Annotated in this window: 8 protein-coding genes; 7 read left to right on the plus strand and 1 reads right to left on the minus strand. The window is 44.6% G+C overall.

Going from position 1 to position 12,491, the window contains the following annotated elements:
* Window positions 1-348 precede the first annotated feature (348 nt).
* On the minus strand, window positions 349-2,058 hold the full coding sequence (locus LZ23_RS06685; protein WP_198145925.1) for a uracil-xanthine permease family protein: 1,710 nt from the start codon (window positions 2,056-2,058) through the stop codon (window positions 349-351).
* 1,253 nt (window positions 2,059-3,311) lie between these two features.
* Between LZ23_RS06685 and LZ23_RS06695 the strand changes: the two genes are divergently transcribed.
* The 7 genes from LZ23_RS06695 (at window position 3,312) to pstB (ending at window position 12,477) form a co-directional block, all read left to right on the plus strand.
* On the plus strand, window positions 3,312-3,995 hold the full coding sequence (locus LZ23_RS06695; RefSeq protein ID WP_045212667.1) for a dimethylsulfonioproprionate lyase family protein: 684 nt from the start codon (window positions 3,312-3,314) through the stop codon (window positions 3,993-3,995).
* A 437-nt stretch (window positions 3,996-4,432) separates the two neighbouring features.
* Window positions 4,433-5,512, plus strand: a complete 1,080-nt coding sequence (locus LZ23_RS06700) for an HprK-related kinase B (RefSeq protein WP_045212669.1) — start codon at window positions 4,433-4,435, stop codon at window positions 5,510-5,512.
* 5 nt (window positions 5,513-5,517) lie between these two features.
* Window positions 5,518-6,078, plus strand: coding sequence for a thermonuclease family protein (locus LZ23_RS06705; RefSeq protein ID WP_045212670.1), 561 nt, complete (start codon window positions 5,518-5,520; stop codon window positions 6,076-6,078).
* A 350-nt stretch (window positions 6,079-6,428) separates the two neighbouring features.
* Complete coding sequence (locus LZ23_RS06710; protein ID WP_045212672.1) at window positions 6,429-7,391, plus strand: PstS family phosphate ABC transporter substrate-binding protein; 963 nt, start codon at window positions 6,429-6,431, stop codon at window positions 7,389-7,391.
* A 232-nt stretch (window positions 7,392-7,623) separates the two neighbouring features.
* Window positions 7,624-9,894 carry an ABC transporter permease subunit gene (locus tag LZ23_RS06715; RefSeq protein ID WP_045212673.1) on the plus strand — a complete coding sequence of 757 codons (2,271 nt, stop codon included), beginning with the start codon at window positions 7,624-7,626 and terminating at the stop codon, window positions 9,892-9,894.
* A gap of 14 nt (window positions 9,895-9,908) precedes the next feature.
* Window positions 9,909-11,579, plus strand: a complete 1,671-nt coding sequence (gene pstA, locus LZ23_RS06720; protein ID WP_045212675.1) for a phosphate ABC transporter permease PstA — start codon at window positions 9,909-9,911, stop codon at window positions 11,577-11,579.
* A gap of 127 nt (window positions 11,580-11,706) precedes the next feature.
* Entirely contained in the window at window positions 11,707-12,477 is a 771-nt protein-coding gene (gene pstB / locus LZ23_RS06725; protein WP_232300431.1) for a phosphate ABC transporter ATP-binding protein PstB, read from the plus strand.
* The last annotated feature ends 14 nt before the right edge of the window (window positions 12,478-12,491 follow it).

Genomic DNA, 12,491 nt, shown 5'->3' on the forward strand with positions numbered 1-12,491 from the left:
GTTCAAGAACAAAGTTTCTGAGAAAGTAAAAGTTTATGGTCTTCATGTCTGCTTGACTCCTGAGAATGCAAAGAGTGCTTTAGGCACTTATTGGAAATTTCAAACCAGCATGTTGTTTCATTTTCAAAGAAAGCCAGGAGCCTTTGCCAACGGAACATACTGAAAGGCACGGAAGGTTTTACAGTGTTGCGAAGCATCGCATATTCCGTTCTTCAGTGTGGAGGCGGCTTCCAGCCGCCTGGACTTTAATAGCCTGCAGGATGCAGGCTCCACTTTAAATGCAGTTACTCACAGGTTCGGTCCCGGGGCACCCGGGTGGGACGCTTACAATTTCCTCCTGCTCAGCAGCTATGCTGCATCAAATTCGACAACAAAGGATATATATGTAAATCCAGAAATGTGTATATGCTGAATATCACTGGCTGTTTTGGATAAAATAAGCAGGCCAAGCTTAGACAACTCATGATTGTTTGCACTCATGACATTAAAAGGTCGCACTGCCTGATCCACATCTTCAACCTCTTCTCCATATATGATCTCAACAAAGATACCTTCTTCTTTTTTTCTGATGTTGAACAGACATTTCTTTTGATTCTCATCAACAAAACTTGTCAGATAAATAAAACTTTCTTCGCATGACAGGCGAAGGCGGTTATAGGTGTTGTCATCAAGTTTCAGTCTGTTTTTAAGCATCTTTACTCTGCTCATCAACTCTTTCATTCGATCTTGTGTTGGCAGTATCTGAAAAGTAATTCCAGGCTTGGGAAAAAGGTAAAGAATGGTACTGAGAAAAATAGCTGTAAAACCACCCATAGCCACACCATTCTGCAAAATAGGAGCAAGGTTTACCGGCATAATATCCGGGAAAAAGTTCCTTGTCTCAGCCACAAGACCTGCGCAAAGAGATAGTCCCAGAACCATACCCATTTGAAAAGTAAGCCCTGAGCGCATGACCAGTTCCAGACCGGAATAAAAAAGCATGGCGCATATTACTACAAGCACGCCGCCTATAACAGCATGGGGAATATCTAAGAAAAAGCCTGATACCTTGGGCATAAAAGCAAGACAGATCAAAATAGCTGCCCCCATTATCCCAACCCTTGTGGCAGCAACCCTGGTCATTTTTATCAGGGGCAAATTATCACAAAAAGTGGCCACAGGAGTTCCACCTGCGATTCCTGAAAGGCCTTTGCATAAACCATCGCAGTACAACCCTCCCTGAATTCGGGAATAGTCAACCTTTCTGAATTTTTTAATGGATAGCTGCTGAAGAAGCATGATATTTCCTGTACCTTCCATGGCACTTACAAGAGCAGCCATGAAAAAAGCACCCGCAAGAGGAAGGTATGTCCATTCAAAGTTCAGGGTCAGCCCGGGCCATTCACCTCGGGGAAAACCAAATAAGGGAGAACTGTGAAATTGTTCAAAAGTAAAAAGTCCCATAAACCATGCTGTCAGGCAACCAGCTCCAATGCCCAGGATGGGAGTCCATAACCTGATGGTGTTATTTCCGAACAACATTAATAAAACAAGAACCGCCATGGTAATCAGGCCGGCCAGGTAGTTGCGATAAGTACCGAAATGCGGCATACTTGGACCTCCCCCCTGCCAGAGGTCTATGGCTATGGGCATCAGGCTTAAGGCAACGAGAATAATCAGCACTCCACCAACTGGGGGTGTTACAATATGGCGCAGAAAACGAAGAAAATAAGAATAAAAGATCACTACTGGGGCACAAAGAAGGGTCATGGTAGCCATAAGTTCCAGGCCTCCCATTTGAACAGCCATGAGTGTGCAGGCCAGAAAGGCTGAATAAGATCCCATGAACAATACAAACCCGCAGCCGATTTTCCCAACTCTTAAAGCCTGAAACAATGTTCCCAGGGCTGCCACTATCAATGTAGCAAAAGTAACAAAGGCCACCTGATCAGAAGGGGTACTGGTGGCCTTGCCGATCATATTAGGCAGGAAGATTATCCCGTCAAAAATAAGTGAAACATGAGTAAGGCCAAGAATAAAAGACAGCCCCCATCCTGGCTTATCGTCCGCCGAATACATTGTACTGCGAGAAACCAATTTATCTTCTCCGTTCATATGTAAATTGACATAAAATTATAGTTGCTTGTAAGCTCCTCACCTGGGGGACCGGGACCGAACTTGTGAGTAACTAAAAAATCAGCCTCAACACGTTTGAGATTGCCGCGCTCGAAGACTCGCTCGCAATGACACATGAGATGTCAGGAATGTAGTTGCTGAAAACATGTCACCTACGAAGGAGCCTAAGCGACCGAAGCAATCTGTATGGCAAAAGCTTAATGCCCTGATTTTATTGTATATACGATTTTAGTTACTTAAAAGGTAGTTCCAGCTGGATGCATTGAAACCTCATGAAAAATTGCATCAAGTTCACCTGTGGGAATATATCTCGGCATGCTCTTTTCCGTGATGGTAAATTTACTCACAAATCACGATACTTGCAATGGTTTATGTGGCACGATTCATTTTAGCGTCACATAATATGTCACATCCAGGCTTGCAATCTCCCAAAATGAACAACAGGATGATGCTTAAAGGGAGCATAACGAGTTGATGAAAAAGTAAAATTACTCACAAGTTCGGACCTGGTCCGCCCGGGTGGAGAGATTACAAGCAACTAAAGTCGTTTTTCAAATAAAATCAAACGGTTACAGTTTTCACATTTTTACGATTTTTGCCTATGATACATGAACATTTGCCAGAAAATTTCTGTCAAAGATGGGAACTTTGCGCCTGGCACAGCTTCCTGCCCGGAGGCTTACAGCCCGGAGGGGGACTGTCCCTCGCTGTGTAAATTTTATCATTAAATCAAATTTCTACCAGGAACCAATGCAGCATCAGTCTTGTTTGTAGCACCTCGCGGGGACTGTCTCAATTTTCAGAAAAGTGACAGACTCGTAAAGTTACTCACAAGTTCGGTCCTGGTCCGTCCAGGTGAGGAGCTTCTAAGTAAAACCCAATTGTGACAGCTTGACACAGAGGATGTCCCTGGCTTCTGGATTGCCCCAATTTATCTCAGCACATTCCAGGTCCGCTTTTTTGCACATGACTAATGTTTATCAGCTATTGTCTGGCTGCTTCACAGCTGGACCAAATCCAGGATTAGGATTTTTAAAATGAAAAAGCAGTAATGACTCCCACCACTTGCAAAGCACTCCACTAATCATGTAAATAAAATTTTCTTGTTGAACAATACTGATCAGGATATATCGCCATATTACCCTGAGGAAACCAACGGCTCTGATATCGGCCACAAAACTACCTGCAAATAACATATGCATTGTAATCAAGACAATTACACACCTCTTAGACTGAGCCACAAGGCTGACCTTCTGTATCTTCTGAGAGATGTGGATGAAGTGTATCGGCGCAGTTCCGCGGGCGGCAGCAAAATGATCCGTTCACACCAGCACCAGGTGCGCAAACGATTATCCAGAATTATTGAAGCAGATGAACATCTTCTTCTTAAAAATCCTGAAAGCAAACCCGTAACAATTCATCTGCCTCGCGCTTTAGAGATCGGAGCAAGGGGACCTCTAACCCAAATGGCGCAAACCATCGGACGTGTTGCACCATTGTTCACATGGGAATATGGATACGACAAAATTCCTCGCAAGCTGTCTCAATGCTACGCATTTACTGAAATTGTCAGCCCCTCTGGCCCGGTTCCGTCCAGCAACATCATAATTGGACTGGTTTTGTTTGCGCCAGGCACGGTCTATCCACAGCATGCCCATCATGAAATTGAAGAAAGTTATATCTCGGTGGCTGGAGCCTGGTCGGAAAACGATGCAGCTGTTTTTGCGCCAGGCTCACTTATCCTCAACCGCTCAGGCCATCAGCACCGAATCACTGTGGGTGATCGTGAACCCTGTCTTCTTGTCTATGCATGGCTGGGAAAAGATGAACGATTACTCAAGCCTAACATGAAATTTTCACGCGAGCCCAAAAAATCATAATACCAGCCCAGGACTCAATCCCGGCCTCATTGAATAGCGCCCAGAGTTCAACATTATCCTTTTCGGTCATACAGCTGTAACATGATGTGTATAAATTAGCGGATTGTACCCGCAACCCAGTTTAAACAAGGATCTTTAAGTTGGGGCGATAACCGTTCTTTTCAGACTGGAGGCTGAAGACTGAAGAATAAGGTTTCCGGGCAAAAGAGACTGCCCACGGAATACTCGGAAAAACACTGAATAAAGAAAAGAGACACTTTCCGTGTCCTTCCATGTGTTCCGTGGGCAAAACCTCTTGGCTTTCTTTGAAAATGAAACAACATGTTTGTTTGAAATTTCCGCCAAGCCACTAACCGCCCGGAACCGAGACGACAGGAAACTGCTTGAAGCACAAGCATAAGTACAAAGGAATAGTTAACTATTTAACAGGAAACAGCATGACAGACAATTGCACATTTAAGCATATCGTACAGGAAATTCTTGATAAACAAGAACTTAATAAAAATATCAGGGTAAGACTTGATGACTGCCTTATAGAAGTCCAGACCAATTCCGGTCCACTTCTGGAAAAACTGGACCATTACTTTCAGCCATTCTCAAGTCAGGAAAAGACAGCGCCTGATTTTATTGTCAAGGCTGTTGAATGCCCTTGCGTTGATACCCGGCTCCAGCTTACATTAAAGGAGCCCGAGCCTGGCAAGGAGAAAATCAAGGAAGAGTATTGCCATGTTGGTAACGGCAGGGTGGTCAGAAAAACAATATCAGGAATGGTTTTCTATTTTAATGACAGGCTAAACCTGGCTCTTGGCCCATGCTCAGTCAATGACAATCAGGTAATAAACTTTGTCAACAACAGGTTTATCCAATGGAAACTGGATCAGGGCTGTCTGTTGTGTCACGCTGCAGCTGTATGCAAAAATGGAAGCGGACTGATTCTGGCGGGGTTTTCAGGCATGGGCAAGTCAACCCTTGCTTTACATCTTATGAATAAAGATTTGACCTTCATAAGCAATGACCGGCTCATGGTAGAAAAAAAGGGTGCAGAACTAAAAATGTACGGTGTGGCCAAATTGCCAAGAGTCAATCCCGGCACCATCCTCAACAATCCCAGTTTAACCGGCATTTTATCCATTGAGGAAATAAATCAGTTCCAGAAAATCAAATCTGAAGACATATGGGATCTGGAACAAAAATATGACGTTTTTATTGATCAGTGTTTCGGACCAGATAAGTTTAATCTGACTTCCAATGTAAAGGCGTTAGTTCTTCTTAACTGGCATCATACTGACGAACCATTCAAGTGTAAAAAAATTGACCTCCGACAAAGACAGGAACTTCTAAGTGCTGTAATGAAATCGCCCGGTCTTTTTTATCTGAGTGTAGACCCTGCTGAATATCTCGAACCTGACAGGGAAAAATATCTTGACCTGTTTTCACATTGTCATGTGTATGAACTCTCCGGCGGAGTAAATTTTTATAAAGCAGCTCAAGAGTGTTATCAAATTCTAAAAGAGTAGTGATCATGACCAGACTATCCAACCCTCTGTCAATCAGCAGAATGAAACGAGGAAACAAGTTTCTGCTTTTGGTGATCATTTTGCTCATTGTGGCTTACCTGGCCAAAGGTTTTTTCTTTTCATCACAACCAGCGAGACAAGACAAAGGCTCACTGCCTTCCTACCTGCTGATAGAAAACTGGCAGGCCCATGTGCAGGAGGTCGTCAATCCCCATACTCTGACTGTATTATCACCCCACGGAGAAAAAATAATCATCAGGTTGTATGGAGTTGAAGGTCCACCCGAAAATAATACCTCTTATCGTGAATCCGTCAGGCTTGTGGCTGAAATGATTAATCAGGACCAGGTGATAATTATTCCTTTCAGGGAAGACCAGCGAGGAAGACTGATTGCCAATGTCCACTCATCTGTTCATGGACGAAATTTCAGCGAGGAGCTGATCAGAAATGGACTTGCAGCTGTTTCAAGAGACTATTGCCGCCATGAAATATGCATGTACTGGTTCGGTCTTGAAGAAGATGCCCGAAGAACAAACAGGGGCATGTGGCGTAACAAAGGGAGTTAGCGCCATGCAACTATCTCCATTCCCTGATGCGTGATACTTCCGCACCCAGCATGCAGAAGTACTTTGCTGAAAACCAGGACAGTCCCATTGCCTATCGCTCAGCCTGGATCCTGACCGGAACACTTTCTTTCCAGTTTTTTATGACAGGGTTTCAGGAGTAAGTTAGTATGCGCCTGACATCAACTCTGAACACCTCATCATTCCCAGTTCATCACCATTCATTCATCACCCTTCGTTGAAAAGACATATTTGTGTCATAAATCTGTAACAGAGGATTTATATACACTGTTCATGTCAACGACAGATATGTTTTGTCATCCAATTAAATCGTTTTAACGGAGGATTTTATTATGAAAAAGTTTGTTTTTCTCACACTTTTGCTGTCCATGCTTTTCGCAGGCAGCGCCACAGCCCAGGTTGACCCCAAATTGCCTGAATATAAGCCTACAAGCGGCGTATCCGGAAACTTGGCCAGTATGGGTTCAGACACTTTGAACAACCTTATGACCTTATGGGCTGAAACATTCAGAGGTTTTTATCCTAATGTTAACATTGAAATTCAAGGTGCCGGATCAGGAACTGCACCGCCAGCTTTGACTGAAGCAACTGTAAACTTTGGACCCATGAGCCGTGAAATGAGAGCTTCAGAAATTGAAGCCTTTGAAAACCGCTACGGTTACCCTCCCACCATGGTTCCAGTTGGTATTGACACCATTGCTGTATTCGTAAACAGAGACAATCCCATTGAATGTCTTTCCATTCCTGAAGTTGATGCCATTTTCTCTGATACACGTCGGTGTGGTCTTGGCGAAAGCATCACCCGCTGGGGTCAGGTAGGTCTGACTGGCGCATGGGCTAACCGGGACTTTACACTTTACAGCCGTAACGCAGTTTCAGGCACATATGGATTCTTCAGGCAGCACGCTCTTTGTGACGGAGATTTCAGTCCGTCAATCAATGAGCAGCCAGGTTCTGCTTCTGTTGTTCAGGGTGTTAGCGAATCCATTAATGGCATTGGATACTCTGGAATCGGATACAGAACATCCGGGGTAAAAGTCGTTGCCCTGGCTCCTGAGCACGGCGGCACCTGCTATGAAGCAACTGGCGAAAATGCAGCTTCAGGCAATTATCCACTGGCCAGATATCTTTTTGTTTACGTCAACAAGCATCCTGAAAGAGACCTGCCACCTGTTGAGAGAGAGTTTCTGAGGATGGTTCTTTCAAAGCAGGGTCAGGACGTAGTTGTTCGAGATGGCTTTCTTCCTCTGCCTGAGTCAGTTGCCAAAAATGTTCGTGAGCAGCTTGGCCTGTAGTTTAGACTAAAATTATCAGCAGCAATCCTGACTTATGGTTTGCTGCTGATATTATTTCAGTTGCAACCACAGGGAGCATTACCCGTTTCAACCACAAACGTCACAAAAAGCACAGAAATAGTGACTCCCCTTTTCCCGATTATGATCTTCTGTGTTTTCTGTGATCTATGTGGTTAAAGTTATTTTAACAGGTAAGGCAACCCTCACGACAAGATATATTCAGGACAATTAAATGACTGAAAAAAACCATTCCAAAACCTATCTTCCTGGTGAAGAAAGAAGAAACAAACTCCGTAAGTATAGAGCTGTTAAAGATTTTATATCCAAATTTGGAGTCAGCATCGGCGGTGTAAATGTCATCATTGCCCTGGCCTTAATCTTTATATTCCTGTTCATTGAAGTCCTGCCCATGCTCAAAGGTTCATCGGTTGAACCGGAAACAAGCTTTTACTCACCAGCAAGAAATAGCCAACTGATGTTTATGGACATGGATCGGTACCATGAAATTGGAGTCAGCTATCACAGCGATGGAAGAGTCATTTTTTTCGATCTATGGGATGGAACTCACATCAAAACAGTTTCGCTCAATCTTCCACAGGATGTAACCATCACCAGTCATGCAGCTGGAGAACCCCGGACCAACATTAAAGTAATCGGACTAAGTGATGGCACTGCTATGGTTTTGGAGCATGATTTTCAAGCCAGACACTCAGAAGGAATCAGGACCATTACTCCACATGTTCTTTTTCCCTACGGTGAGGAACCTTTTGTTGTTGATGAAAACAGAGGACCACTGACATCAATCGGGGTCCAGAGAGGAAGTCGAGGGACTGCAGTGGCTGCAACCACTGAAGACAACCGGCTGCTGCTCATCAAATTTGCTACGAGAGTGTCTTTCATGACCGGTGAGACTGAAGTTGAAATCCAAAAATTTCCTTTAGGAAAATCTAAAGAAAACATTGAACATCTTCTGATATCAGCCAATCATTTCAGTCTTTATACCATTGATTCTCGAGGATACATTCACTTTTACAACATAACCCGTCCTGCAGACTATAAGCTGGTCCAGTCGCTGCCGGCAGTTCCAGACCAGAGTGTACAAATTACCACCGCTGGCTTTGTCCTTGGTACCACTTCCATAATTGTTGGCAGATCTGATGGCACTATAAGTCAGTACTTTGTTGTCAGGGATGATGACAATATAAACAGACTTAAAAGAATCAGAGACTTTGAACCTCATCCTTCTGCAGTTACCGCCTTCACTTCAGAATACTATCGCAAGGGTTTTTATACTGCCGATGCAAGTGGTAATCTGGCTGGTCACTATCCAGCCTCCCACCGTACTGTATTTATGCAGAATATATCTGACAGCCCCATTACAAACATTGCCCTGTCTCCAGTACAGCGCCTGATTTTTGCAAAAGACAAGAGTGATCAGATAAACCTGCTTCACGTGTTTAATGCTCATCCTGAAGTCTCTATGAAGGCCTTGTGGCAGAAAGTATGGTATGAAGGAAGGTCAAAACCTGATTACATCTGGCAGTCATCATCTGCAACCGATGACTTTGAACCCAAGTTCAGTCAGGTCCCCTTGACGCTGGGGACCATAAAGGCTGCCTTTTATGCCATGCTTCTGGCCATGCCCCTGGCCATCATGGGGGCAATCTATACAGCTTACTTTATGACCTCCAGAATGAGAAGACTGGTCAAACCATCCATTGAAATCATGGAGGCATTGCCCACAGTCATTCTGGGATTCCTTGCTGGTCTCTGGCTGGCCCCATTTGTGGAAAATCATCTTCCAGCCATATTTTCAATCATAATTTTCATGCCCCTGGCCATTCTGGCCTTTGCTTTTCTATGGTCTAAAATACCTGCCCGGATACGTAAAAGAATAACATCAGGCTGGGAAGCAGCATTCCTTATACCAATAATAATTTTCATGGGCTGGTTTTGTATATTCATGAGCCCTTATATTGAATTATGGTTTTTCAACGGCAGCGCCAGACAATGGCTGACGGATGTAGGCATAACCTATGACCAGCGAAATGCTTTGGTTGTCGGCCTGGCCATGGGTTTCGCAGTCATTCCTACCATCTTTTCCATTGCTGAAGATGCCATATTCAGTGTCCCCAAGCATTTGACCGAAGGATCTCTGGCGCTGGGCGCTACTCGCTGGCAAACAGTAACCAAGGTGGTTCTGCTGACTGCCAGCCCAGGTATTTTTTCCGCAGTCATGATCGGGTTTGGACGAGCTGTGGGCGAAACCATGATCGTGCTTATGGCCACTGGCAACAGTCCGGTCACAAACTTCAATATTTTCGAAGGTATGCGCACCCTTTCAGCGAACATTGCTGTGGAACTTACAGAAACAGCTGTGGGCGGGACCCACTACCGCATTCTCTTTTTATCGGCCCTTGTTCTGTTTATTCTGACGTTTATCCTGAACACTGCTGCGGAGATTGTCAGACAGAGACTTCGAAAAAAATACAGCTCCCTTTAATCAGGAAATAACTTATGTTTATCAAAGAATGGTTTAAATCAGGAAATCCCTGGATATGGCTTACCGCAGGAATGGTGTCCATAAGCATGATCATGGTTTTTGGGCTGTTGCTGCTTATAGCCAGCAGAGGCCTTGGTCACTTCTGGCCCAAGCCTGTAATTGAAGCGTACTACCAGCAAAGTGAAGATGAAAAGATTCGCATTCTTGGCAAGCTCAGAAGATCTGAAACAGTTGCAGCGCAATTGATGCGCGAAGCAGGCTTCAACATCCCTGAATATCCGGAACTTGCTGAAAGACATCTGTTCAAGGTCGGCAACAGAGACGTGCATGGACGTGACTTTCAGTGGTTTGCTCAGCCTTTGATGACTGAATGGAAATATCCCAAAAATGTACTTGTTCTTGAAAGACGAGAGTGGGGAGATTTTATCGGTTACCTGATGAACATCAAGGAAAACGGGAAGGTCATAGCAGAAGGCGAGGATGCCTGGAAAGAGCTGTACCCAAGGGCAGCACGCGCTTCAAGCCTGTTTGATCAGATTGAGCATATTGAGCGCTTTGAAATAGGAAGAATCAACAGGCTCATGGAAAGGGTCAGGCTGGGAGAACGAAGACTTGAGCTTGATACCTCCATGGATGATGAGGCCAGAGAAGAAGCCTGGAATGAGCTGCAGCTGGAAAGAGAAAGATTGTCCCATGAATATGATCAACTGAACTCCAAACGTCTGGAGCTTGCTGATCAAATGCGCAGGGATTCCCTTACAGCAGAGACCATGGAAGGCAGAATGGTTGACATTAGCATGTCCTTGATTGTCAGTGCCTTCCGCCCCAACGACATGAGCTTTTTGGAAAAGACCAGACACTATATTTCCAATTTCTGGAACTTCATTACGGGATTCCCCAGGGAAGCAAATACTGAAGGGGGGATCTTTCCAGCCATTTTCGGCACTGTAATCATGGTTATTATCATGTCCATTGTTGTGACCCCTCTGGGCGTTTTAGCTGCCATTTATCTGCGCGAATACGCCAAACAGGGAACATTTGTGAGAATAATCAGGATATCTGTAAACAATCTGGCAGGCGTTCCATCAATAGTTTTCGGTGTTTTCGGACTGGGCTTTTTTATCTACTTCCTTGGAGGAAATATTGATCAGATATTTTATCCTGAAGCTCTGCCCGCACCTACTTTTGGCACGCCAGGGCTTTTGTGGTCATCCCTGACCCTTGCCCTGCTGACCCTGCCTGTAGTAATCGTAGCCACTGAGGAAGGATTGACCAGAATACCCAGATCCATTCGTGAAGGCAGCCTGGCTCTCGGGGCTACCAAGGCCGAAACTCTTTGGAGAACAGTGATTCCCCTGGCAACTCCAGCCATGATGACCGGATTGATCCTTGCTGTTGCCAGGGCTGCCGGAGAAGTAGCTCCACTCATGCTGGTGGGTGTAGTCAAGCTTGCACCAAGCCTGCCTGTGGATAGTATCTTTCCCTTTATTCACCTTGAAAGAAAATTTATGCACCTGGGTTTTCATATCTTTGATGTCGGCTTTCAAAGTCCCAATGTAGAAGCTGCAAGGCCTCTGGTCTATGCAACTTCACTGGTCCTGGTCTTCATAATAGTGGTCCTGAACCTTACTGCCATCACCATCAGAAACTATCTGCGGGAAAAATACAAAAGCCAGGGCGATTAGTTTAACCTCAAAGTCAGGCACAGCTAAACTGATACAAAATATGGAGATATAAATGACCAAAACTTCTATGGCCTCCAATCATGCAGTGACCAACGGCATGTTTGCCCAAAATGATTCCCGCCAGGATATGAACCTTGATAAGGAAAACATTTGCATTGAAGTTGAAGACTTGAAACTTTTTTACGGTCAGGAGCAAGCGTTGAAATCTATTCAGATGAAGATTCCTGCCAAAAGAGTTACTGCCTTTATAGGCCCCAGCGGATGTGGCAAGTCCACACTTTTACGCTGCTTCAACAGACTTAACGACCTCATTGACATCTGCCGGGTTGAAGGAAAAATTCTTCTTGATGGCAATAATATTTATGACCCCATGGTTGATGTGGCAGAGCTGCGCAGAAGAGTGGGCATGGTATTCCAGAAGCCCAATCCCTTTCCCAAGTCTATATTTGAAAATATTGCTTATGGACTAAGGCTGCAAGGCGTGAGCAACAAGAAGGTGCTTGCTGAAGTGGTGGAAAAATCTTTGAAAGGTGCAGCATTATGGGATGAAGTCAAAGACAGGCTAAATCAGAATGCGCTGGGTCTGTCAGGGGGTCAGCAGCAGAGGCTGGTCATTGCCAGAGCCATTGCCATTGAGCCGGAAGTAATCCTGCTTGATGAACCCTGCTCTGCCCTGGATCCTATTTCCACAGCCAAAATTGAAGAACTGATTTTTCAGCTCAAAGAAAATTACAGCATTGTCATAGTTACCCATAACATGCAGCAGGCAGCGCGTGTATCAGATTACACAGCATATATGTATCTGGGCAAGCTTATTGAATACAGGGACACCATAACTTTGTTCACCAATCCCGGAGAAAAGGAGACTGAAGACTATATCACTGGAAGATATGGTTGATGCCCTTATGTTGC

Origin of the sequence: Desulfonatronovibrio magnus, assembly GCF_000934755.1 — a bacterium.
Lineage (GTDB): Bacteria > Desulfobacterota > Desulfovibrionia > Desulfovibrionales > Desulfonatronovibrionaceae > Desulfonatronovibrio > Desulfonatronovibrio magnus.